Source organism: Pseudomonas sp. SWI44, assembly GCF_002947915.1.
GTDB classification, from domain to species: Bacteria; Pseudomonadota; Gammaproteobacteria; order Pseudomonadales; family Pseudomonadaceae; genus Aquipseudomonas; species Aquipseudomonas taiwanensis.
In genome coordinates this window covers 625,301-648,412 of sequence record NZ_CP026674.1, presented here as the reverse complement: position 1 = coordinate 648,412, position 23,112 = coordinate 625,301, and the positions used below count along the sequence as shown (strand labels likewise).

Annotated in this window: 29 protein-coding genes; 25 read left to right on the top strand and 4 right to left on the bottom strand. The window is 59.1% G+C overall.

Annotated features, from left to right (window positions below; genetic code table 11):
- Positions 1 to 97 precede the first annotated feature (97 nt).
- From C4Q26_RS03170 to C4Q26_RS03065, 23 genes are all read left to right on the top strand, one after another.
- Positions 98 to 913: a phage minor head protein gene (locus tag C4Q26_RS03170; protein ID WP_104882731.1), complete on the top strand. Its 816-nt coding sequence runs from the start codon at positions 98 to 100 to the stop codon at positions 911 to 913.
- A 24-nt stretch (positions 914 to 937) separates the two neighbouring features.
- Positions 938 to 2,101: a DUF2213 domain-containing protein gene (locus tag C4Q26_RS03165; protein ID WP_104882730.1), complete on the top strand. Its 1,164-nt coding sequence runs from the start codon at positions 938 to 940 to the stop codon at positions 2,099 to 2,101.
- A gap of 2 nt (positions 2,102 to 2,103) precedes the next feature.
- Complete coding sequence (locus C4Q26_RS03160; protein WP_104882729.1) at positions 2,104 to 2,598, top strand: hypothetical protein; 495 nt, start codon at positions 2,104 to 2,106, stop codon at positions 2,596 to 2,598.
- 6 nt (positions 2,599 to 2,604) lie between these two features.
- Entirely contained in the window at positions 2,605 to 3,633 is a 1,029-nt protein-coding gene (locus C4Q26_RS03155) for a DUF2184 domain-containing protein (protein WP_177429819.1), read from the top strand.
- A 65-nt stretch (positions 3,634 to 3,698) separates the two neighbouring features.
- Positions 3,699 to 4,016 carry a hypothetical protein gene (locus C4Q26_RS03150; protein WP_104882727.1) on the top strand — a complete coding sequence of 106 codons (318 nt, stop codon included), beginning with the start codon at positions 3,699 to 3,701 and terminating at the stop codon, positions 4,014 to 4,016.
- A 45-nt stretch (positions 4,017 to 4,061) separates the two neighbouring features.
- Positions 4,062 to 4,481, top strand: coding sequence for a DUF4054 domain-containing protein (locus C4Q26_RS03145; RefSeq protein WP_104882726.1), 420 nt, complete (start codon positions 4,062 to 4,064; stop codon positions 4,479 to 4,481).
- Positions 4,481 to 5,080, top strand: coding sequence for a hypothetical protein (locus tag C4Q26_RS03140; protein WP_104882725.1), 600 nt, complete (start codon positions 4,481 to 4,483; stop codon positions 5,078 to 5,080). The genes C4Q26_RS03145 and C4Q26_RS03140 overlap by 1 nt, the downstream gene beginning before the upstream one ends.
- Entirely contained in the window at positions 5,077 to 5,445 is a 369-nt protein-coding gene (locus tag C4Q26_RS03135; RefSeq protein WP_104882724.1) for a hypothetical protein, read from the top strand. The genes C4Q26_RS03140 and C4Q26_RS03135 overlap by 4 nt, the downstream gene beginning before the upstream one ends.
- Positions 5,442 to 5,987, top strand: coding sequence for a hypothetical protein (locus tag C4Q26_RS03130; RefSeq protein WP_104882723.1), 546 nt, complete (start codon positions 5,442 to 5,444; stop codon positions 5,985 to 5,987). Before C4Q26_RS03135 ends, C4Q26_RS03130 begins: the two co-directional genes overlap by 4 nt.
- A gap of 18 nt (positions 5,988 to 6,005) precedes the next feature.
- On the top strand, positions 6,006 to 7,148 hold the full coding sequence (locus tag C4Q26_RS03125; protein WP_104882722.1) for a DUF3383 family protein: 1,143 nt from the start codon (positions 6,006 to 6,008) through the stop codon (positions 7,146 to 7,148).
- A gap of 12 nt (positions 7,149 to 7,160) precedes the next feature.
- Positions 7,161 to 7,568 (top strand): hypothetical protein, encoded by a 408-nt coding sequence (locus tag C4Q26_RS03120; protein WP_104882721.1) that lies wholly within the window; start codon positions 7,161 to 7,163, stop codon positions 7,566 to 7,568.
- A 3-nt stretch (positions 7,569 to 7,571) separates the two neighbouring features.
- Positions 7,572 to 7,973 (top strand): hypothetical protein, encoded by a 402-nt coding sequence (locus tag C4Q26_RS03115; RefSeq protein ID WP_104882720.1) that lies wholly within the window; start codon positions 7,572 to 7,574, stop codon positions 7,971 to 7,973.
- Between the two features lie 160 nt (positions 7,974 to 8,133).
- Positions 8,134 to 9,477, top strand: a complete 1,344-nt coding sequence (locus C4Q26_RS03110) for a hypothetical protein (protein ID WP_104882719.1) — start codon at positions 8,134 to 8,136, stop codon at positions 9,475 to 9,477.
- A 2-nt stretch (positions 9,478 to 9,479) separates the two neighbouring features.
- Positions 9,480 to 10,139 carry a phage baseplate protein gene (locus C4Q26_RS03105; RefSeq protein ID WP_104882718.1) on the top strand — a complete coding sequence of 220 codons (660 nt, stop codon included), beginning with the start codon at positions 9,480 to 9,482 and terminating at the stop codon, positions 10,137 to 10,139.
- A complete protein-coding gene (locus C4Q26_RS28655; protein ID WP_104882717.1) occupies positions 10,139 to 10,441 on the top strand; it encodes a hypothetical protein in 303 nt (100 codons plus the stop codon). The genes C4Q26_RS03105 and C4Q26_RS28655 overlap by 1 nt, the downstream gene beginning before the upstream one ends.
- A gap of 2 nt (positions 10,442 to 10,443) precedes the next feature.
- Positions 10,444 to 11,859 carry a transglycosylase SLT domain-containing protein gene (locus C4Q26_RS03095; RefSeq protein WP_104882716.1) on the top strand — a complete coding sequence of 472 codons (1,416 nt, stop codon included), beginning with the start codon at positions 10,444 to 10,446 and terminating at the stop codon, positions 11,857 to 11,859.
- 10 nt (positions 11,860 to 11,869) lie between these two features.
- Entirely contained in the window at positions 11,870 to 12,526 is a 657-nt protein-coding gene (locus C4Q26_RS03090; protein ID WP_104882715.1) for a Gp138 family membrane-puncturing spike protein, read from the top strand.
- On the top strand, positions 12,523 to 12,870 hold the full coding sequence (locus tag C4Q26_RS03085) for a hypothetical protein (RefSeq protein ID WP_104882714.1): 348 nt from the start codon (positions 12,523 to 12,525) through the stop codon (positions 12,868 to 12,870). Before C4Q26_RS03090 ends, C4Q26_RS03085 begins: the two co-directional genes overlap by 4 nt.
- Positions 12,863 to 14,080 carry a baseplate J/gp47 family protein gene (locus C4Q26_RS03080; protein ID WP_104882713.1) on the top strand — a complete coding sequence of 406 codons (1,218 nt, stop codon included), beginning with the start codon at positions 12,863 to 12,865 and terminating at the stop codon, positions 14,078 to 14,080. Before C4Q26_RS03085 ends, C4Q26_RS03080 begins: the two co-directional genes overlap by 8 nt.
- Positions 14,077 to 14,718, top strand: coding sequence for a DUF2612 domain-containing protein (locus C4Q26_RS03075; protein WP_104882712.1), 642 nt, complete (start codon positions 14,077 to 14,079; stop codon positions 14,716 to 14,718). The genes C4Q26_RS03080 and C4Q26_RS03075 overlap by 4 nt, the downstream gene beginning before the upstream one ends.
- Before the next feature lies 1 nt (position 14,719).
- Positions 14,720 to 15,574, top strand: coding sequence for a hypothetical protein (locus C4Q26_RS03070; protein ID WP_104882711.1), 855 nt, complete (start codon positions 14,720 to 14,722; stop codon positions 15,572 to 15,574).
- A gap of 1 nt (position 15,575) precedes the next feature.
- Positions 15,576 to 15,725: a hypothetical protein gene (locus tag C4Q26_RS27820; protein ID WP_158664879.1), complete on the top strand. Its 150-nt coding sequence runs from the start codon at positions 15,576 to 15,578 to the stop codon at positions 15,723 to 15,725.
- Positions 15,725 to 17,194: a hypothetical protein gene (locus C4Q26_RS03065; protein ID WP_104882710.1), complete on the top strand. Its 1,470-nt coding sequence runs from the start codon at positions 15,725 to 15,727 to the stop codon at positions 17,192 to 17,194. Before C4Q26_RS27820 ends, C4Q26_RS03065 begins: the two co-directional genes overlap by 1 nt.
- A gap of 15 nt (positions 17,195 to 17,209) precedes the next feature.
- Here C4Q26_RS03065 and C4Q26_RS03060 read toward each other — a convergent pair whose 3' ends face one another.
- Together C4Q26_RS03060 and C4Q26_RS03055 are read right to left on the bottom strand one after the other, a co-directional pair.
- Positions 17,210 to 18,034, bottom strand: a complete 825-nt coding sequence (locus C4Q26_RS03060; protein WP_104882709.1) for a S9 family peptidase — start codon at positions 18,032 to 18,034, stop codon at positions 17,210 to 17,212.
- Complete coding sequence (locus C4Q26_RS03055) at positions 18,031 to 19,314, bottom strand: acyltransferase (RefSeq protein ID WP_104882708.1); 1,284 nt, start codon at positions 19,312 to 19,314, stop codon at positions 18,031 to 18,033. The genes C4Q26_RS03060 and C4Q26_RS03055 overlap by 4 nt, the downstream gene beginning before the upstream one ends.
- On the opposite strand from C4Q26_RS03055, the gene C4Q26_RS03050 reads away from it, so the two are divergent.
- Positions 19,313 to 19,744, top strand: coding sequence for a lysozyme (locus C4Q26_RS03050; RefSeq protein ID WP_104882707.1), 432 nt, complete (start codon positions 19,313 to 19,315; stop codon positions 19,742 to 19,744). The two genes, C4Q26_RS03055 and C4Q26_RS03050, sit on opposite strands and share 2 nt — an antisense overlap.
- Positions 19,741 to 20,253: a DUF2514 family protein gene (locus tag C4Q26_RS03045; RefSeq protein ID WP_104882706.1), complete on the top strand. Its 513-nt coding sequence runs from the start codon at positions 19,741 to 19,743 to the stop codon at positions 20,251 to 20,253. The genes C4Q26_RS03050 and C4Q26_RS03045 overlap by 4 nt, the downstream gene beginning before the upstream one ends.
- An 877-nt stretch (positions 20,254 to 21,130) precedes the next feature.
- On the opposite strand, the gene C4Q26_RS03035 is transcribed toward C4Q26_RS03045, so the two are convergent.
- Together C4Q26_RS03035 and C4Q26_RS03030 are read right to left on the bottom strand one after the other, a co-directional pair.
- Positions 21,131 to 22,087: a DMT family transporter gene (locus tag C4Q26_RS03035; protein ID WP_027906777.1), complete on the bottom strand. Its 957-nt coding sequence runs from the start codon at positions 22,085 to 22,087 to the stop codon at positions 21,131 to 21,133.
- Complete coding sequence (locus C4Q26_RS03030) at positions 22,084 to 22,656, bottom strand: TetR/AcrR family transcriptional regulator (protein WP_104882704.1); 573 nt, start codon at positions 22,654 to 22,656, stop codon at positions 22,084 to 22,086. The genes C4Q26_RS03035 and C4Q26_RS03030 overlap by 4 nt, the downstream gene beginning before the upstream one ends.
- Positions 22,657 to 23,112 lie beyond the last annotated feature (456 nt).

The following is a 23,112-nucleotide window of genomic DNA, read 5'->3' as shown; positions in this document are numbered from 1 at the left end:
CCCGACGCTCCAGCAGATGCGCGAGTATGGAATCGAGCCTCCCAGGCGACCAGCTACGGCACCAAAGGCTCCGCCTCCGCAGCCAAGGCAATGACTCATGGACATGATCGGCATCCAGTACAACGCCAAGCTCCAGCGCCTGGTGAAGCAGGTCAAGGCCGACATATCCAAGGAGATCATGCCGCTGGTTCGCCAGCTTGCCCCGGAGTACACGCAGGACGCGGTGGCCACCACTGATGCCTGGTCGGACCTGATCACGAACGCCATGAGCTTCCTGTTCGCCAAGTGGAGTTCTGAGCGGGTATCAGCGGGCGCCCAGCGCATCGCCAGCGAGTTCGTCCAGGCCTCTGTGAAGAAGTCCGAGCGAGACATGAAAAAGTCGGTCGGCATCGACGTCTTCAGCGGCTCCAAGACGATGCAGGACTACCTGCACGCATCAGCTCAGCAGAACGCGCAGCTCATCAAGTCCATCCCGGCCAAGTACCTCGAGGAGGTACAGACGCTGGTAATGGGCAACATGCGAGCTGGCATGCGGCCTGGCTACATCGAGAAGGCGCTGACCGAGCAGTATGGGATCACGCAGCGCCGGGCCAGGGTCATTGCTCGCGACCAGACCGGGAAGATTCAGGGAGAACTCGCTGAGAAGCAGCAGCAGGACGCCGGCTTCGAGTACTTCCAGTGGATCGACTCGGAAGACCGCCGAGTCCGGCATCGGCACCGAGAGATTGCTGACAAGGTGACCGCCTACGGCAAGGGCGTGTACCGCTGGGACAACCTTCCGCTCAGCGACAAAGGCGTTCCCATCAAGCCCGGCTCCGACTACCAGTGCCGATGCATCGCCCGCCCAGTCAGCGCGCGACAGGTCAAGGCCAACCAAGATGCCGGGAAGACCAATCCAGGCGTTTATCGATAACCCGTTCCAAGGCGAGGCCGCCACATGAAGTGCACGGTTTTTGACCGGGCTGGGTACCGCATTACCCAAAGGGAATACACCGAAGAGGGTTTCCTCAAGGTTCCGGGCCGCGTGGCCAGGACAGGGATTCAGGAATACCTGGCCCGTGAGCTGCAGTTGGACGGCGATCCGAACCGCATTGTCCGCGTCTATCGGCCACCCGAAGAAGTGTTCGCCCAGGCGTCACTCGACACCTACGACGCCAGCGACATCACCAACGACCACCCGAAGGAACTGGTCACCGCCCTGAACTACAAGGGTGTGGCAGTCGGCGTGGTCCGCGGGTCTGGGCGGCAAGACGGCGACTTTGTGGTCTGCGACCTGATCGTCAAAGACCAGAAGACCATCAGCGACATCAACGCCGGCAAATGCGAGATCTCCGCCGGCTACACCGCAGTTTACGAGCACTCGCCTGGCCTAACCGCTGACGGCCAGCCATACGACTACATCCAGCGCGACATCAGGATCAACCACGTCGCCATCGTAGATAGAGCGCGGGCAGGTGCCAACGCTCGCGTTTTCGACACCAACCCAGGAGGCAACACGATGCCTGTACTTATCACCACCGATAGCGGGCGCAGCGTTGATGTTGCTGATCCTGCGAACGCCCAGCTGGTCGCCGACTCGTTCGACCGCCTGCTGAAGCGTGCCACCGATGCAGAAGCCAAGGTTGGCCAGGCCCAGGCCGATGCCGACAAGGCCCAGGCCGCCGCCGACGCTGCCAACGAGAAGCTGGAAGAAGCGCGCAAGGCATCTGGCGACGAAGCCATTGCCGCCCGCGTGAAGGCCATCAGCACCACCCAGGAGCTGGCCCGCAAGGTCGCCGGCGACGGCTTCACCTGCGACAGCCTGGACGTGACCGAGATCAAGCGCGCCGCGATGGCCGTGGCCCGCCCGAAAGTCGCATGGGGTGACAAGTCGGCGGCCTACGTCGAAGCCGCTTTCGACGCCGAGTCCGAGAAGGATGAGGAGGAGGAAGGCGACAAGGGCGACAAGAAGCCGACCGGCGATGCCGCGGTGCTCCTCGCCCAACTGGCGCAGCTTGCCAAGGACGGTGCGACCACGGTGACCACCGTAGACGCCAAGCCGAGCGCCTACCAGCAGCACAAGCAAAACCTCGCCAACGCTCACAAGTCTAAGGGGGCCTGATCATGCCAGTTATTGGTGGCAACGCAATCAACCACGGCGCCGCGTACGCGGGCATGGTCGCCGACGGCGAGCTGTCAAACGCCGTATCGAAACTCAACAAGGGAACCGCCAACATCCCGTTCGGCCTGGGCGTGGTGAGCGACGGTGACGACGGCGCCAAGCTGCCGACCTCGGCATCTACCGCTGCCCAGTTCATCGGCGTGGTGAAGCGCGAACTCAACCGCGCCTACCAGACCGGCGATGCCTTCGGCGCCGTCGCCAAGCGCGACATGTCCGTCGAGACCGTCGCTCCGATCTGGGTTACCGCCCGCGTTGATGTGGCCAAAGATGACCCGGTCTATCTGGTCGTCGGCGACGGCACCGGCACTAACCAGGGCCAGTTCTCCAACGTGGTCGGCTCTGCCGCCACTCTGGCAGTCCTGATCCCCAACGCCAAATGGGTCAGCTCGGCATCGGCCGGCGCTCTGGCGAAAATCTCTCTGAAAGTCGGGGGCTAATCGATCATGAAGCTCAAGAAACTCGTCGTAGCCATCGACGCCGCCATCGCGTACCAGGTAGGTCGCGACATCGAGCAGGTCGCGTTCCATGATGGCCTGCCAACCGTCGATGACGGCCTGGCGTTCTACATCAGCCAGCTGGCCAGCCTGGAGTCTCGCGTCTACGAGGCCAAGTACGCGGCCATCAACTACGCCGAGCTGATCCCGGTCCACACCGGACTGCCGGAATGGTCGGATAGCTGGGACTACATCAGCTACGACGCCGTCACCATCGGCAAATTCATCGGCTCCAGCGCCGACGATCTGCCGAACGTCGCCCTGTCCGCCAACAAGTCGTCCGTGCCGATCGGCTACGCCGGCAACATGTACGACTACAGCCTGGATGAGCTGCGCAAGTCGCAGCAGCTGCGCATCCCTCTGGACACCACCAAGGCCCGCGCGGCCTTCCGTGGTGCCCAGGAGCACACCCAGCGCGTTGCGTACTTCGGCGATGCGACGCGCGGCATGACCGGCGCGTTCAACAACCCGAACCTGGCCCTGTCGAACTCGACTCTGAACTGGTTCGACCCTGCCACCACCGGCATGCAGATCGTTGAGGACATCGACGACTTCCTGGGTGATGTCTGGACCAACTCGGCCACCGTTCACGTGCCGAACGTCCTGGTGCTGGACTCGGCGCGCTGGCGGAAAATCAACAGCATGCCGATGTCGAAGGAACTGCCGAACACCACTGTTCTGCAGTACCTGAAGGAAAACAACGTCTACACCGGCCTGACTGGCCAGCCGCTGCGCGTTGAACAGCGCCTGCAGTTGTCCGCCGCCCAGCTGGCAGCCAACGGCGTGTCCAACGGCAACAAGGACCGCATGATGGCCTACGAGCTGAACGACGAGAACCTGGGCATGCAGGTGCCGATCCCGTGGCGCTCCCTGGCTCCGCAGATGTGGAACCTGAGCGTTCGCGTTCCGTGCGAGTACAAGATCAGCGGCGTTGAATTCCGCTATCCATTCTCCGGCGCGTACCGCGACCACGTGTAACCCTTTACCTGGCCGCCGAATTTCCTACATAGGGCGGCGGCTGGGAAAATAGGCGAGGACATGACATGTACCTGAAGAACGAAGCTGCACGACTGATCACCATCAAGCACAAAGCCGGCGATGAGCTGGTCAGCTACCAGATCCTGCCCGGCGAAAACCCAGCGGTAGAAGTCCCAGACGCGGTAGCCAAGATTGATTTCGTCAAGGCTCTGCTCGAAAGCGGCGACCTGCGTCGCGTAGGCGCAGATGAGCTGGACGACGAAGACGACGCCGACGACATCGACGCCCTGCGCGAGCAAGCAGACCTAGCCGGCGTCAAGGTCAACAAGACCTGGGGAGCGGCCCGCTTGCGAGAAGAAATCGCCAAAGCCACCGCCGAGTAACACCTGGGCGCTGAGCGCCCACTTACTCTAATCACGGAGCGTCACATGATCATCACCCCAGAGATCCTGGCGGCCTTCCGTGCCGACCCGCTGCTGGCAGCCTTCACTGACGCCACCAAATGGCCGGATGACTTGATCATCGAGGCCCTGTGCGAGGCGGATACCGAGACCGGCTCCTGCCGATGGGGGGCTTTCGAGCTTGCCTGTGGCAACTTCAAGTGGCGCGGGATGAAGTACTTCGCCGCCCACTGGCTGTCCACCAACTTCGGCACGCTGGGCGCAGGATCGGCCCCTAACTCGGATGCGCGCCTGAACGTGGCCCAGAAGGCAGTCGGCGATGAATCCATCGGGTACCGCGTAGCGGCCATGATGGATGCCGGCAACGACTGGCTCACCTACACCAACTACGGCCAGCAGTTTTACCGGCTCAAGAAACGCGCCGGGATGGGCGCCAAGGCGGTCTGATGATCAATCTTGACCTGATTGGCTTTCAGGAACTGGAAGACCAGCTCTCGAAGGAACTGGCCACCCTGCGGTCCGACAAGATCGTTACCGTGGGCATCCATGAGGAGGCCGGCGATGTCGAGTCTGGCGAGATCACCATGGCCGGGCTGGGCGCGACCCATGAGTTCGGCGCCGAGGTGAAGCATCCCGGCGGCACGTCCTACGGTTATGCCACCAAGGCGGCAGCCGACCGCGACGAGGTGCGATTCCTCAAGACCGGTACCGGATACATGCAGCTGGGGGTGACGCAGCCGCACAACATCACGATCCCGGCCAGGCCATGGCTTGAACCGGGTGTGCAGCAGGCAACCCCGCTGATCCTTGAAGCGATCGAGGCTGGCCTAGGGAATGACCAGCCGATGGATCAGATTCTGGAAGCGGTCGGAGTGATCGCGTCCGGTGAGGTGAAGGTCTACATGACCCAGCTCCGCACGCCGCCCAACGCCGCCTCCACCGTCCGCAAGAAGGGCAGCGATAACCCGCTGATCGATACCGGGGCTATGCGCGCCTCGGTCACCCACAAAGTGTCAGCAGAGCCTATGTCGGAGGGCCTGGAATGAGCCTTTCCATGCAGGGGCACATTGACGGCGTGTTTCAGAGCGTGCCTGCCTCGCGCACCGTTACCGGTGGAAACTTGGTGGGTGGCATCTGGACGCCGGGCGCACCGGTGACAAGCCAATACGTGGTCAACATTCAGCCCGCGACCGACCGCGAGGTTGATTTCATCCGTCAAGGTGGTGAGCGCATCGTCGATGTCCGTCGCATCTACATCAACGAAGGCGACATGCAGCTGATCGATCAGACCGGTACCTGGGAATTCCTGGGCCAGCAGTGGAAGGCCGTGAAGGTCGATAACCGGTACTGGCGGAACTACTGCAAGGTGATCGTCAGCCGCATCGATGATCAGGACGGTGGCCCAGCATGACCAACGAAGAGCTTTTTGCGGTACTGCGACCGATCGTGATGCTGGCCACAGGCGTTCCTGAGTGCATTCTGGCTGACCAGGCTGGACCTGGCAGCATGCCAGCCCCAAAAGGCCCCTACGCAACTATCACCCCTCGCCAGTCAGTCACCGAGCGAGGCCAGGCCAACATCGTGTCTCGGGACGTGCCGGGCGACCAGGTGGAAGTCGATGTGCGGGCGCAGATCATGTGCGCCGCCAGCGTGAACTTCTACCGCGGCGAGGCCTTGATGTACGCCGAACGGCTGAAACAGGCCAACAAGCGCCCTGATGTCAGCGTGATGCTGTTCAAGGCCAAGGTCGGCTGGAGCGGTGCCGACGGCGTCAACAACCTAACGTCGCTGCAGTCGGCCAACTTCGAACAGCGTGCCCAGATCACCCTTCGCCTGATGTACGAGACCAGCAGCCTGCCGGTCGTAAACAACATCTTGAGCGCCAGTGTGGCGTTTGAGAACGAGCGCGCTGAGGTCCTTGAGACCTTCACCGTGAGCGTTGATCCCACATAACCCCATGGAGCTAGCACAGTGAGCTATCCAGCATCCAACATCATCCGGATCAATGCCCGGATCAGCCCGGCTGGCCTGGGCACTGCGAACTTTGCGAGCGCCATGCTGTTCGCCCCTGAAACGGAGCTTCCCGCAGGGTTCTCCCCGAACACCTATCGGTCGTATTTCAGCTTGCCGTCGTTGGCTGAGGATTTTGCAGACACCACCGAGACCTACAAGGCGGCTCAACGCTGGCTTGGTGGCGTGCCAGCGACTCGCGAGATCAAGGTATGGGGTGCGGCTACTGCTGACGCCACTCGCGCCGCCACCCTGAACAAAGCCCGCAATGTGGTCTGGTGGTACTGGACCATGTGGACCGCGCCAATTCTGGCCGTTAAGGCGGACGTCCTGGCCATCGCGCAATGGTGCGAGGACAACACCAGCATGTTTGTCGACAACCAGACCGGCGCGTCGGCAACCGAGATTCGCGACCCGGCAGACGTCGACGACATTGCCACCCAGCTGACCACGGCCGGGTTCCGCCACGTTTATACGGCCGCGCACGCCACCGACGCCTACGCAGGCTCGGCTCTGGCCAAGCATTTCGCCGCAGTGAACTACAGCGCTGACCGCTCGACCATCACCGGTGAGTTCAAGAAGTCGCCAGGTGTAGCAGCTGAGAGTCTGACCGACACCGCGTATACCGCGATGCAAAGCGCGACCAAGAAGTCGGCCTTTTACACGGTCGTGGACAACCAGGGCTCTGTCGACTCGGGCCGCTGGCTGAACACCGTGACACACAGCACATACGGCGAGTTCATCGACGACGTGGTGAACCTGGACGCGTGCGTGAACTTCCTCACCACCGCCCTGTACAACACTGTGGCCAATCAGCCCACCAAGCTTGCCCAGACTCCTGTCGGCCAGGCGGTTCTGATCGGTTCGGCTCGGGCGACCATGCAGCAGTTCATCAACAACGGCTACTTGGGCCCGCGCAACTACATCGACCCAGACGATGGCCTCGAGAAGTACACCGCCGGGTTCGAGATACTGACCAAGCCCGAGGACATCCTCGACCTGTCGGACGCCGACCGAAACGCCCGCAAGTCGGCGCCGCTGCGCATCCGCCTGTTCCGCGCCGGCGCCATCCACATTGTCGATGTCGACCTCGACGTCTATTGATAGGTGACCTGAATGAGCCTGAGCAACTTTTCGACAGACCTGTTCGTCGTCACCGTCAACGGCCGACAGATCCAGGACTGGGGCGAGACTGCCACTCCATACACCGATGCGCCGATCGACGCCAAAAGCCAGCTGAGACGCGGCCAGGGCGGCAATGCGGTGCGCCTGGATCGCATCAACCCGGGGCGCGAGGTGAATATCTACCTCAACCCCGGCTCGCCTGACTCGGCCTACATGCAGGGCCTGTACAACTCGAATGCCAACGTGACCGTATCGGTAACCCAGATCGGCACGCTGGAGACGGCGCTCGGGTCTGAGGGTGTGATTGTCAATGACGGCCAGCGCGGCCGCGGCGGCTCTACCATCACCGACGACCAATTCACCATGCAGTTCAACATCTGGGAAGCGACAAGGGGCTGATAGATGACCGTGAAATCCTTCACTGTCGGCGGTGTGCAGTACAACGCCGCCATGGCCAGTGCCGTCGATCAGGACAGACTCATGTCGCTGCTGTCAGCGGGCTTGATCGAGCGATCGCTCACCGCCGCCGCTACCGGCAAAGACCTGGACAGCAACATTCTGGTGCCGATGTTCATGGCCATGCCGCAGGCGGTAAAAACGCAGGTGGCTGAGGTACTGACCGCCAAGGTGCTCATCAACGGTACCACCCAGGCCATCTCCGCCTCGGACTTCGGCGGCAAGATGGTCCAGTACAACCAGCTGCTCGCCGAGCTCCTAAGCTGGAACCTTGGCGATTTTTTCGACTGGCTGCGCGACGCCCACGTCGTCGACGCGGCAACTCAGGCGCCAGGCGCAGCAGCGTAAATTGGTTCCTCATGCGCCCATGTGTCGGTATCGCGGGCCTCTGCCCGCCGCTGTGCACGTGGGCCAGTCTAACTGATGGGTCACTGTCGCTCGCCGATGTCGAGCGCTTCAACCAGGCCATGGATGAAATCATGGCGATGCATGAAGAGAGGACGCGCTGATGTCGGTCAAGACGCTGAAATCGTTCCTGATCGGAATCGGGTATGACACCAAGGGGCTGGAGGCCGGCGAAAAGCGAATCACCGGCAGTCTTGAAGGGCTGAAGGGCCGCACCCTGCAGATCTCTGGCGCCCTTGTTGGCGCGTTCAGCGCAGGCGCCGCGAGCGTGGCTGCTACAGCCAGGGACGTTGACCGGCTGGCAGCATCAACGCAGAACCTGCGTACCTCCACCAACGCCGTCTACAACTACGGCAACGCCTTCAAGCTTATGGGTGGAGAAGCAAGCGAGGCCCTGGATGCGATAAGTCGCTTCGAGGAGTTCCAGAACAACCTCAGGCTTAACGGCCAGGATGGATCAATCGACAGCCTGGCAAAAGCCGGAATCGACGTCTTGTCACTGAGCAGCACTAGCACTGGCGAAGAGTTCATGCGCGCCCTTGCCGACATGCTGCCAAGTCTGGATGAAGGGCAGCGCGCCCAAGTCCAAAACACTCTCGGACTGTCAGATTACGCCATGCGGGCTATGTCCGGAGGATCTGGAAATCTAGATGACCTTGCACGCCGAGCCTCAGATCTGACCGGGCCTGTAGATAGCCTTGTTGAGAACAGCCGAAAGCTTCAGGAGAGCTCTTCGCAGCTTGGGTTGACGATCGAAGGAATTCGAAACGAGCTGGCTGACAAGTTTCTGCCAAGCCTAATCGGCGCAAGCAACTGGCTGAACAAGCTGATCAGTGATAATCGGGAAGGCATCTCGAAGGTCATTGACTATGCGGCCGAGAATGATGGGGCAACATCACTTGCGGGAATTTCTGCCGGGGCAACATTGGCAGGAGCTGCAGCTTCGAAAGTCGGATTGCGCGGCATTGGTGGAATAACAGCAAGGGGCGGTCAGGCAGGGCTGGCGGTCGGTGCCAGTGCGATAGGCGCGCATGAACTCAGCCAGTACCTAGACAGCAAGCTGCCCGGCTACGGCCAGGCATCACGCGAGTTCGACGACTGGATCAAGAGCATCACCGGACTCAAGACGATCAAAAGCCCCCTACAGCTGATCAATGATGTGTTCGCCCCTGACGATCCTGCCGCCGACCACCAGTCATCTGCCTATGGCGGACGAACGGCTCAGGACAGCATGCCCCCTCCAGATGATGGGTCTAGGTCGAGAGACCAGCGCGAGAATGCAGAGCTTTTGGCTGGAGCGCTATCGCGCAATCCACTGAGGGTGGACAGCCATCTTGACGTGGTCTTGCAAATGGACGGACAGGCTATCGATAGCCGGATAATCATGGTCAACGAGCGGCAGAACTACGACACGCTCAATGACCTGACGACTACCACGGAGCGCTAGCCTTGAGCATCGTCAACATCTTCACCCGTCAGGCCCCAACCATTGCGGGGTACGCATTTGATGCCGTGCTGGAGGACACGTTCGAGGCCACGGTCACGATCACCTCCGTGCCGATTGAAAGCGGCGTACGGATCGCCAACCACCGTATTCTGAACCCACTCAAGTGGACCATGACGGGCGCGATCAGCAATAACCCGGTGAAAGTCCAGCTGACGGACTTCATCGGAGGCGCGCTTTCGAATCTGACCGACAACCCAGTTGTGGCTGGGATTGCCGGCCTGTCGGCTGGATGGCTGGCGGGCAGCGATGAAACCAGGGGCAGTAGCACGCTCGAGTTCTTGCTCTGGCTCATGCGCGATTACGATTCCCCCTTCGACATCGATGCCGGCGACATACTGCTCAAAAACATGGTCATCACGCGCCTGTCGCGCACCAAGGAGCCTAGGAACGAAGGCGGCCTGGAGTTCATCGCCGAACTGCAGGAGGTCATCGAGCTGGACCGGATTGCCAATAGCACCCAATGCTCGGTAGAGCAGCTACGCGACGGCGACCCATCACAGTCAGCCCTGGCGAAGGTAATCAACAAGGGACAGCAGATCGCCAAGGAGGCGAATGCGGCTGTTACTAACGCGGTTAACAACATCCTTGATGGGGTGATCTGATGCTAACGATACCCCTGGGCGCTGGTGCCACCAATGCCCACCAGAGATTCAGCGTTCAGCTCGGGGACAGCCTCATAGACTTCGAGCTCGACTTCATCTCGTACTTGGACTCTCCAGCCTGGTCCATGAACCTCGTCAGGGACGGTACGCGACTTGTGTCAGGCGCAATGCTCGAACCTGGGTGCGACGTCATCCAAAGCTATCGCGCCGGGATCGGCCAACTCGTATTCACGGGCGCAGAGGTGACGCTGGACAACCTCGGCATTGAAAACTTCCTCGTATGGGTCCCGCCGGTAACTTAAGAATGAGAGAGCGCACCTGGTCAATCGACATTGGCGGAAAGCCGTTCATCGCCGACCAGATCGGCCGTCGCCAGTTCAGGGTTCAGTTCGATATCGACATCTCGCCCGGGAGCGTCCTGTCGTTCGCTGACATTCGTCTTTACAACATCGACAAGGATTCGAGCATCTCGCAAGGCCAGAGCGTTGTTCTCAGGGCCGGATACACCGACAACGTAGACGCCGTCTTTGTCGGGTTCATCACGAACGTGTTTCGTGAGCGGGCGCCCGGTGCTCCAGAGATCACCACGCGGATCATCTGCAAGTCAGGATCGCCGGCGTCCGATCGCGGCTCGGCGCAAGCGTGCTTTGGCCCTGGGGTTACTGTCGTGGAGGTGATCAGGTACCTGGCCAGGGCATGGCCCATTGCGCTGGACATCGATGAAACCCAGTTCGCCGCTGATCCTGCAATGGCCTCCGGATACGTTATCGATGGCGATATCACCAAAGCCATGAAGGAACTGAGCTACGCCTACAAGTTCGAGTGGATTCAGCACCTGAACAGGATGGTAGTCAGCAAGATCGATAAAGAGCGTCGAATCAACGCGCTGCAGGTCGATCAGTTCACCGGCATGATCGGCATTCCAGAGGTGTCGCTTGGGCCTGATGGGCTGGGGTTGAAGGTGTCTGTTCAGCTCAATCCGGCGATCAGTTTGAAGGGTGTCGTGAACATAGAAAGCGAGTTCGCGACATTCAACACCGGAAACCTGTTCGTGGTGAGCGTCGGCCAGGGAATAAACGCCAACGGCCGCTACAACGTCTTTAGCCTGCGTCACTCCGGCGACTCACATACCGATCTGTGGGCTACCGAAATCTATGGCCTGCGAGACGGAACGGCGCCGAAGCCGCCGGTGTCAACGCCGGACAATGGAAATCTCATCTGGGGCGTTCGCGTGGACCAGGCCTTCCGCGCCCGGGTGCGAGAAATTGGCCAGACCCTTTCGCTTGATCCGAACTGGTTGATGGCGGTCATGGCCTTCGAGACGAGGCGCACCTTCAGCCCTTCCATCGTCAACCAGGCAGGCAGCGGAGCAACTGGGCTCATCCAATTCATGCCAAGCACCGCGCAGGGCCTGGGGACCACTACTGCCAAGCTCGCACGAATGACGGCCGTCCAGCAGCTGGATTACGTCGAGGCCTATTTCAGGCAATACGCAGGACGCATCCGCGATCTTGGGGATGCCTACATGTCGGTGCTCTGGCCGGCTGCAATTGGTCGCCCTGACGATTACGTGCTCTGGGAAAAAGACACGGGCCCGTACCAGCGGCAGTACAACCAGAACTACGGCCTTGACGCCAACCACGACGGCATCATCACGAAAGCCGAGGCTGTGGCACCCGTCAACCGTGCGTATCAGGAAGGGCAGAAGTACGTCGCCTAAGGAGCGCGCCATGCAAGCAAAAGAAGGCCGCGCCAAACAGGCGAGGCTGATCAGTGACGCCTTCAGGGAGGCGATGAAGGGGGTGTGCACTTCCATCCCTGGGCACGTCCTCACGTTCGATCCAGGCACTCAGCTTGCACAGGTCCAGGTAGGGGTTCTGCGAGTGGACATCAACGGCGCAGAGTTCACCGTTCCGCCAGTGATCAACGTGCCGGTGTGCTTCCCTGGCGGCGACTTCGTGCTTGAGTTCGAGGTGGGTGCCGGGTGCGAGGGCAGCATCTTCTTCTCGCAGCGCTGCATCGATGGCTGGATTCAGTCGGGAGGCGTGGCCGCCAACCCGATCGGGCGATTCCACAGCATGCAGGACGCGATGTTCATGCCTGGCTTCCGCTCGATTCCAGGGGCTGTTTCAGGGTTTGCGAATGATGGTGTTCGCCTGCGCAACAAGGCCGGAAGTCAGTTCGTTTGGCTGAAGGGCGACAACACCATCTCGATGCAGAACGGCGCTGGCAGCTTCGAGCTTCGCGCAGATGGATCTTTTCTAATCAATGGGCTGCAGATCACACCTGACGGCAACGTGATAACCGCGGCCGGTGTGAATCTGAATACCCATCGCCACAGCGGCGTAACGCCGGGCACCGGAAACAGTGGAGCGCCAGTCATATGACCGTTCGCAGGCTCGACGAAAACGGCGACATCGCCACGCAGGGCGTTCAGTTCATCAGCGGCAGGGAAGAGGTGGCCCAGACGGTTCTGACGCGCCTTCGCCTGTACCTTGGAGAATACTTCCGTGACACCACCGATGGCACGCCCTGGTACGAGCAGATTCTCGGCAAATTTCAGAACCTGGCCGCGGCAGAAGCAGCTCTGCGCGCCAGGATCGCCAACACCCCCGGCGTCATCCGATTGACCAGCTTCTCGGCTGATTTCGATGTCACCACCCGAAAATACACCGTGACCGCCGGAATCCTCACGGAGTTCGGCCTCGATGAGGTAACACTTGATGGCTAGCCTGACTCCGACGGGTTACTCGCTTCAAACGCAAAACGAGTGGTTCGCACAGGAGAGGCAGTTCTACCTCGATATCGACCCGCTGTGGAACCTAGACCCGTCGACACCGGATGGGCTGAAGATGGCGCATGACGCGGAGATTTTCTACGCGCTGGACGAGACCCTGCAGCAGGCTTACAACTCCAAGGACCCAAACAAGGCCAGAGGCATCGATCTCGACATAGTCTGCTCCCTGACTGGAACCACGCGGTCTCTCGGCTCAAAGTCCAGCGTCTTGCTGCAGCTGACTGCAATCCCGGGAGCCCTGATTCCCGCCGGAACCACCTTTAAGTCAAGGGTCACCGGAAGCCGATGGACGACTGACCAGGCCGTTACCGTTGCGGTCAGCGGGCTTGTTACCGTAGGGGCAACCTGCACTGTGATAGGCCCAAACCAGGCGCCGGCAGGAACTATTACAGAGTTTGTTGATGTGGTTGGCGGCTTGTCTGCCGTAACGAACCCAGGCGCTGCCACCCCGGGCAGCGACGCTCAGCGCGATGAGCAGCTGCGTGTGACCCGAGCAACATCTGTTGGCCGACCTGGCAACAACCAAGTCGACTCGATGATTGGCGAACTGTTCAGCGTTGATGGCGTGCGCAGGGTCAAGGTGTACGAGAACGACACGAATAGCGAAGCTGTGTCCGCTGACAACCCGCACGGACTGCCGCCGCACTCAATCGCGCCAGTTGTTGATGGAGGAACCGAGGCAGATGTTGCCATGGCGATCTACCTGAAGAAAAACCCGGGTACCACACTTTTTCAGGCCGGCACCGCATTCGAGGTGCTGGTCACCTCACCGAAGTATCCGACCAATCAGAAGCTGATCAAGGCCAGCCGCCCGATCTATGTGGACATGATTGTGGTGATCCAGATCGCCGACGACGGCACATTGCCTCCGGATGCCGACCAGCGCATCAAGGACGCGGTGATGGAGTTCGCAGCTGGCGACCTCATCCCGGCCGACGTCGGATTCAAGATCAGCGGCTTCGATATCGGTGAAACGGTCCCCTACAGCACGCTGTTCACTCCGATCAACCAAGTGATCGGATCGTACGGGAACAGCTACGTGACCTTGCTGCAGCTCAACGGCGCCCAGGCGAACGTGGTGATCAACTACAACCAGATGTCACGCTGGACGTCTGACAACATCACGGTAGTGGTGACCCGATGAACGTACCGGACAGGATCTACGCCCAGTACCGAACCAAGCCAAAAGCCGTAGCGTGGTACGAGATCGCCAGGAAGATGGGCGGAAGCCTTGAGGCCGCCGCAGAGGCTGTGCGCAAGAGCTACGACATCGACTCTGCGGTAGGCGAGCAGCTCAGCGTTATCGGGCGCATTGTCGTGGCGCCGCGGAGTTTCGTCGGCGCCATCCCGATGAATCCAGGTGAGTTCGACCTAACTGACGGTTCGGAGTTTGGCGACCAGGACGCGATGTTCAGTGCGCTAACCATTGATCAAGACGGGCAGCTTTCAGATGAACTCTACCGACTGGTCATAAAGGCGAAAATCGTAAAGAACAACGGCGATGCAACGATCGAAAACATCCTGGCTGGGATGAATTTCCTTCTGCCAAATGCGGAAGTGTTGCGCATCACGGACGGCGAGGACATGTCGTTCAGCATCGAGTTCTATGGGCAAATCAGCAATCTCGAGCGATTCGCGTTGCTCAATTCTGGGCTCGTACCAAAGCCCCAGGCAGTCCAGTTCAATGGATTCCTAGAAGGTTTCAATATGTCTGAATTCGGCGATATGGATGCCGAATTCGGAGACACAGACGCAGAATTCATCGGTTACATAGGGGCATAGCATGGCACTTAAACTAAACGAGAGGTATCCGAGCCGGTTCGACAACCCGTCAGCCGGGTATCCTCAAGGTTCGTTCAAGAACAGAACGACTCCTGCTGCCAAAGATGGGTCATACCTCGAAAAAGACTGGGCGAACGACAAAGAGGGATTCTTTCAGCGCCTGATGCTTGTTGCTGGAATACCTGCGAATGGATCAGTGGACACGGCACTGGCCTCTCAGTATTACGATGCTCTTTTGCAGGTCATTGCAAATAACACAGCCGACACCTTAAACGCCGCAATCGCCAGCATTGCCGTGGCCAGCACTGTAAACCTGACGACTGGTGCGGCTGAAACCAGCAATATCGTTTTCACTGGATCTGGCACGATCAACAACTTCACCGTAGCCGCTGGTCGCGTGTTCATTGTCCGGTTTGGCGGCGCTGCAACGCTGACCAATAGCGCGTCGCTCGTAACCAACACCGGCGCAAACATTACGGCGGCAGCCGGTGATACGTGCATAATCCGCGCCACTGCAGCAAATACGGTTGAGATTCTGTGTGGGCGTTTCTTGCAAAACGCGGCGGTCGGCACGCTGGGGCAGGCCCCGCAGAATGTAACCGCTAGCCGTGCGGCAAATACCACCTACACGAACGCAACTGGTCGCGCTATCAGTATCCTGATCACGCGCGGAACCGGCTCTGCAGGAGCTAACAGTTCGGAACTTTTGGTTGATGGTGTTCAAGTGCACTCTATTTCCGCCACTTCAACGATCAACGTGTTTACTATTTCCTGCGTCATTCCAGCCGGATCGACGTATCGGCTAAATCTTACCGGAACGGCCAGCCTGATCCATTGGTCTGAGGTGAGAACTTGACATGAGACATCTATTTGAAGCAGATAACGGCGAGATTTTTGAGTACTCCGATGAGCAGTTAGAGGCCGGCTACGGGGCCAGTATGCGCCGCCTGACCGACGCAGAAGCGGACCAGCACCTGGCCGTCAATTCTGCGGAGGTCGCTGAATAATGCCAACTGATAGCGAAGTATTTGAATCACTGCGTTCGCAGATTCTCGGCGATTTGCCGGAGAAGGTTGCGGCCATCGAGCAGCAATTTTCTGGAGGCACGCCAACGGAGCCGGAAGAGCCTACCGAGCCGACTGGCCCGAGTGAACCTGTCGACCCAATCCCGGCAGACATCCAGCAGAAACTTGACAGCAAGGTCGATAAGGTCGAAGGCAAACAACTGACGACAGAAGACTTCACCGCCGACCTAAAAGCTAAGCTTGACGCGCTGCCGCTTGAAGTGATTACCGATCCTGAGCAGCAGCCGAGCGGCAGCGCAACCGGCGCAACCGCCTTGGTGGGTAACGGCACGTTCAACGCCAACTCGATCAGCGGCGACCCGTACCACCTGCTGGAAGTGAACAACAACAACAGCGGTAAGCAGTGCGTCCGAATCAACAGCTATGGCGCTAGCAGCTATGGGAACAACGTGCACTTCTGCCGATATTTCGGCACCCAGGCCGCGCCAAGCGCCATTGGATCAGGCGCGTTTCTGATGTCCACCGGGTATCGCGGGCACGACGGGAGCGGATTGTCCCAGAGCGCTGCCGCATTCCAGGTTGTGGCCACCGAAAACTGGACCGCCGGTGCTCACGGTATCCGATTCCAATGGGAGGTCACCCCGAAAGGCAGTATCACGCGAAAGCACATGATGGAACTGGACGCCGGCTCCCTGTATGTGAACGGTTCGATTGGCGTCGGCAAGGCGGTAGCGCCATGGCACTCGAATTATCGAGTCGTCGAGCTGGGCGGCGTATCGGGCTGCGCTATCCGTGGGCACGTTTCTGACGCTGAGCTGACGCTGACCAGTAACGCCTACTACGACACTGCTTACAAACGTGGCATGACTGGCGGAGCTTCGGCGTATCAAATGACTGACGGCTCGCACTCCTGGCTTGTGGCTGTCTCTGGCTCTGCTGGTGCAGCGATCACGTTCAAGTCGGCCATGAAACTCGCTTCCGATGGAATTCTTCGACTTGGCAAGGACACAGTCACCGGCCGCTCCATAAATGCCGCAGGGACCGTGAACGCCAGCGGCGCCGACTATGCGGAATACATGCGCAAGAGCGATGCTTGCGGCGTAATCCAGGCCGGGCAGATAGCTGGCGTCGATGCGGCAGGCCTGCTGACTGACAAGTGGGCAGAGGCGGTTTCGTTCATCGTGAAGTCGACGGCGCCGGCGTATGTTGGCGGGGATGATTTCGATCCAATCGAGATTGCACAGTATGACCGCATGGCGTTCGCCGGCCGCGTTCCGGTCAATGTGACTGGCGCGCAGCCTGGGGATTACATCGTTCCAACTCCCTACGGGAATGGAATCTCCGGCTATGCGGCAGCCGCCCCAAGCTTCGAGCAGTACCGAGCTGCTGTTGGTCGGGTAATCTCGATTGCCGAAGATGGGCGCGCAATCGTGATAGTTAAAGCCGCGTAGGAAGATCGGCATCCATCAAGGGGCCGAGATCTGAGCTCCATCAACAGTGCTACTGTTTCGCTTAGAATACGCCCAGGCGGCGGCCATTTCATGCTCGCTTGTCGAATGTCCTTTCTTTGGTGTCAACACTGCGGTGAGGTCTACAGCTCCTTGGCTGCCGGCCGCAGTCACTCCAGAAATGAGTGCTATGGCTTGCGCCGTACCAACCCGGTCGTCGTCGTTGTTTATCTGGATGAACAGATGCTTTTTGGAAAGCTCCGGGTAGTATGGCGCCAAGGAATACAGTGACTTTGATGCAGTCGATCCATCGAATTCGCGCAGGCGGAAGATGTCGGTGACTGGGGCGAGGGCTATGACGGTGCTGACCTCTGGAATTTCAGCAGCAGCTTTCATTGCTATATACCCGCCACGAGAAACCCCAAGCAGTGTTATTCCTTTTACGTCAGTTGCATTCTTGTCAGCAATATCGCTAATGGTGGATTTGAGATTGCTGATATATGTGTCAAATACATTGTTCTCTGTATTGTCCGCACGCGACCTCCAGCAGTCCAGCCCGTACTTCTCCTTTTTCTTAAGGTCCTTTCCGTGGCAGGTAACGTCGATGGACGCAATGCTGTAGCCCTTTGATGAAAGGATTCCGCCGATAGGGCTGTAGGTGTCGCTCATTGATTCCTTAATGTCGGTGGTTATTACAATGAGTAGCGGGGAATTTTTCTCACCCTGGTGGAATCCATACTCGACACCGTCGGCTGTAACCTGATTTCTGAAGTCGTAGGCGTGTGCACTCAATGTAGCCAGCAGGCCGAGGAAGGTGCCGATTAGAGGGGTGAGTTTTTTCATTTGCTAATGACCATGCGCTTTACACCGGAAGCGGTGTTTTGAAGAAGTGTTTTGTTCTCAAGAAAGCACGCAAATAGTTTCGCAATCGCGATAGCTATTACGATTGTCGCGATAGCGACAACGAAAGAGTTAAGCAGTGAGCCATAGATGAATGCCTGCGACACGCCTAGAATGAAAAGCATGATCGGGAAATGCGTGACATAGAGGGTGTAGGAGTACCTAGCGTGGGCGTTAAACCAGATTGGGAATCGTACGGCGCCGCCCATGAGAAGGGCTAAGAAGCAGGAGAACCAAAGGCCGGAAGCAAGACGGAAATGGTTCAAAGGATCAGACCATACGCCTTTAACCGGCCCATTCGGATACCAGACTAGGAGCACAGTCACCACCAATAACACAGTGAGAGAGACAAAGAGCCATCCGAATAATCGGTTGTTCATCTCCGGCTTACGCTGGTGGAGGAACGCCAAGCCAAATCCGGCAAACCAGATAGGCGCTAGCATGTAGAATAGTTGATGCTTGCGAGTTACCAGCAAGGTAGCCAGCAGCAACCCTGTCGCCAGCCATTTGCGGGTTGGCCAGATAACGAGTGCTCCAGCTGCTACGTAATACCAAGCCTCTATGGATAGGCTCCACAGCGGACCATTCGCGGATGGCGTGTTTGTCTTGAAATCATTCAAGAATAATAAAGCGCCGACAAGATCTTTTGTGACAACTACGTATTCTGATCGTACAAATTTGACACCGGGTATTGATAGTAGTGCATTTGTTCCAGATGGAAAAAGATATGGTGCCGCAGTTGCAAGCAGGACCATGAGTAAGAGTGCTGCGATTAAGGGTGGGTAGAGCCTCAGTGCTCGATCACGAGCGTACTGAGCGAAGTTGAATGCGCCGTTCTTCGTAATGTTATTGCAGACGGACTTCCCGATAAGGAACCCGCTTAACACGAAGAACACCATTACGGAAAGCTGCGTAAAGTAGCCAATTACAGTGGAGCCATGCCTAAGCGTGGGCAATAGAAGCGTCTGGTTCGTGTGGCCGAACAAGACGATTAGAGCCGATAGGGCGCGTATCGAATCGAGTTGCATAGATTGATCTTGGGTGATGCGAGACAAGGAACGGCCCTCGGTCCATGAAGAGAGAATTACGCGATTGTCGCATTTCATACGGAATGCCGCATCTATGGAGTAGTTGAATGACACCTTTGAGCGAGCAGCATCTGCTGCAGGCCATCCCCAAAGCCCGCCAAGTCGCGGGCGTTTTTTTACCTGGAGAAAACCCATGCGTACATCGCAACGCGGCTTGAGCCTGATCAAGTCGTTCGAAGGACTGCGCCTGCAGGCGTATCAGGATTCCGTGGGCGTTTGGACGATCGGCTACGGCGCCACCCGGGGCGTAAGCGCTGGCATGTCGATAACCAAGGAGCAGGCCGAGCGCATGCTGCTGAATGACGTGCAGCGCTTCGAGCCCGAGGTTGAGCGCCTGATCACGGCGCCATTGAGCCAGAACCAATGGGATGCACTGGTCTGCTTCACGTACAACCTGGGTGCCGCAAACCTCGAGTCGTCTACGCTGCGTCGGCTGCTGAATGCTGGTGACTATGTCGGCGCTGCGGATCAGTTCCCGCGCTGGATCAAGGCCGGTGGCAAGGTGCTTCAGGGGCTGGTACGACGCCGGGCTGCTGAGCGCGAACTGTTCCTGGAGGCTGCGTGAGCTGGGTTGCTGCGGTGCCGGCCTGGTGCTGGTGGCTGATCGCCTTGGTGCTGGTTTCCGGCGGCCAGCAGTACCGGGTGGTGGTGGCGCAGGGCGAAACCAGCACTGCCCGTAGCGAACTGGCCGATTACCGTCTGGAGGTTGCAGAGCGCGACCGACGAGCCGCTGCTCAGGACAGACAGAAAGAACAACGACGCCAAGCAGTGGCGGACGAGGAGGGTGAGAGTGCACGACAACAACTGGAGCTTGCCCAAGGCCGCGCTGCTGCTGCTGAGTCTGCTGCTGGTGGCCTGCGCGGGGAAATCGCCCGACTGCGCGCCGGGCACCGAGCCACCTGCGATACCATCGCTTCCCAGCAGCGCCAGGCAGGAACCTCTGCCGTCGTGGTGCTCGGGGGATTGCTTGAAGAAGCTGACCGAATGGCGGGAGACCTCTCGACAGCGCTTGAGCGAAGTCGAATAGCTGGGCTGGCGTGCGAGGCTGTGATTGACGGCATCCGGAGGCCGTGAGAAACACCAGCAGTGGCAGACCGGAGTGCCACTGTTTTCCTGCCTAAAAAATGACCATTTCGATGGTCATCCTGCCTTCCTTGCTGAATTTTTGCTTTAGCAAATTTCCAAGCGTCCTTATGGCCCTGTAAATGCTGGTCCTTCCCGCTTAATCGACCCGATCCATCATCGGCGCCACGCTGAAGCGGCGGGAGGGCTCAGGGCGCGTGCTTTTTGGCTTTGAGGCTGATTCTAGGGGCATTCTGGGTCTACGCAGTGTGTACCGTCCTGGAGGCTGCTGAGAGCGACAGGGTAGGGCGTACCCATACCGAGATCGTGCTTGTGCCAACGCAGAACATGTCAATGTCCAAGCAAGCGGGGAGCTGACGGGGCGGTCGACTGCACCGTTCAGGCCCGCCTGAAGAGAAAGTGCCCTAGTTTACCAAGAGTGCCGCACATTCGCCTGTGTGCAGGTCGCATGGGTTTACACCCGATCTTTGCGGTTGCCGGTAGTTCTGGGTTGAACCGAGTTTTTGCTCTGCCATCGAGCGCGAAAAAGCGTCACTGCGCAGGGAGCGGCATTATTGTTCAGGAGTTTGAGTGCACGCCTGAGGCCGATATCGGATCGGTCTGCATGTCCAAACAGACTTCTCTCGACAGCGTGCGTGACCACTGATGCGCGGGATCGGCCGCGAAGCGAGGATGCCAAAGCAACGACAACGTAAAAGCTTCGGTTGGGACGGCAACGGAAAACTGTACATGCTTTGGTACGGTGATGCGATCAAGCCCAGCTTTCCTCAACTTGCGTCGCTTTCCAGTCCGGGTCATTCAATCTTAGGAAGAGGAAAGGGCAATCGGTAAGGTCCGCTTCCGACTCTTACCGCGAGATCCTGAAGGTTTACCTGCTGCCTTGGCGATGACGTTGATCAGCACGATAGAACTGCCCGATCGCCACGGTAACCCCGAGGAATAGGGTTGCCGTCCCCAGCGCTTCCAATGGCGATGGCCAACGCTGCTGGATGAGAAGACCGAACGTAGTGGCGTAAAGCGTTTCGCTGGCAATCAATTGCCCGCCTAACGCCAGAGGAATGCTTCGCGTTGCGATGGACCAAGCCCAGGCACCGCCGAGGGTTGCTGCCAACCCCTGTACCAGTCCGCAGAGAAGCACCGCCGAGGTTCCGTCGAGAGCGCCGCCGTGGCTTACGAAACTGGACAGTTTCAGGTAGAGCCCCACGGGTAGGAATGCGACCATTTCGATGCTGCACGTCAGGATAAGCAGTGCCGACCAGAACAGCGGATCCATGCCCGGTCTTGTCCGGAGCGCGCGCTCGTTCAGCAAGCCGAAGGCAGTCCAGAATCCAATCGCCAGCAGGGAAAGCAAGATGCCCGCCAGCACCATGACAGCGGGCTGCGAGGCTTGCCCATTGGCGCGCTCGAAACTGCTGGCATTGACCATGATGATACCCAACGCGCCCAGCAGCAGTGGGGCGGCGATGCTACGCCAAGGAATCACCTGGCTGTGCAGGTTTCCGGCGATGGCCAGGACGATGGGCACGCAACCTAGCATCACCGGTGGAATCACCGGCCCAGCTGCGATAACGGCACTGGTGATCAGGAAGAAATAGCCGATGTAGCCCAGAAAGCCGAGCAGGCCGACCGTCAGCCAATCGCCAAGTGTCAGCGTCGTCACTTGTCGACGGAACCGAACCAGCACAATGAGCGCCCCCAGGCCGGCAAACGCGTAGCTCACCACCGCTAGGTCAAAGGTGCTGTACTCCCCGATCAGGCTCGGCAACAAATAGAGCAACGACCAGGAAAAAGTGGCTGCGATGGCCGCGATCAATCCAACTTTCATGTGCACTGCTCTGTGTGAGGTTGGCAATGCAGCCATTGTCTGGCCATATGTCGTGCCGTATTGAAAACCGCCGCGCAATTGCCGTGCGCGGCACTCACAAAGCTGCCCTCCAGCAGCAGAAACAGGCTATCGGCGATTTGCTGTGGGGCGTTGAACTTCGCCAGCCTGGCCAGCGAAACCAATTGCTCGCGCACCCCCGCTTTGTGCCGCTCCGCAGCAAGGAATACCGGGTGACTGAATGAGGAAAACTCGGCAGCACTGTTGACGAACAGGCAGCCGCGATGACTGTCGCGCTCGACGTAGCCCTGATAGAGATCGAAGAACGCCAGAAGCGCCTCCAGGGGATCGGGCAAGTCGTTGCGCAGTTGCTCGACTCTCGCTCGCCAGATGCGATCACGCTCCTCCAGGCATGCAACGATCAGCGAATCCTTGGATGGAAAGTGGCCGTAAAGCGTCATCTTGGTGACACCGGCCCGCGCAGCGATGGCCGCTACGCCGGTGACATGTAGTCCTTGGCTCAGAAATAGCTCCAGGGCGGCGTGGATAAGTCGCTGGCGAGTTTCTTCCATGGCGGTTGGCCTTCGCATATTGGGCGGTGATTCGACTATACCGACCGGTAAGGATTGATTGGGCGCAGAAGCGACCACTCTCGACGTACCAGCGACACCGGCCTGCGAACTGATCTTGATGAGGCTGTCACCTGCGCCCGCGTCTGCAGGAAGCGCTAGCTTCGCCGACTGAATCGCGCACTGAAGACAGCCCACCGAGGCGGACAAGGCGCTTCGCGACCCTGGCACGGTTGTGGTGCTGACGCAATAACTTGCGCCGGGGTTTATCGTTGAGCGATGGGCATCCCGTTGGGCGTGTATGGCCACTGCGACAAGCGCACGCAGCTGCCAACCCTTCACGTCGGTTTCAGGATGCGCCTGGTCGCTCCCACGCACCTTCTTGGCCCTACAAGTGCCATGCTTGTTGGATGCCCCGGAGTCCAGTGCGCGCAGACGCACGGCCTTGGGCAAGGAGGC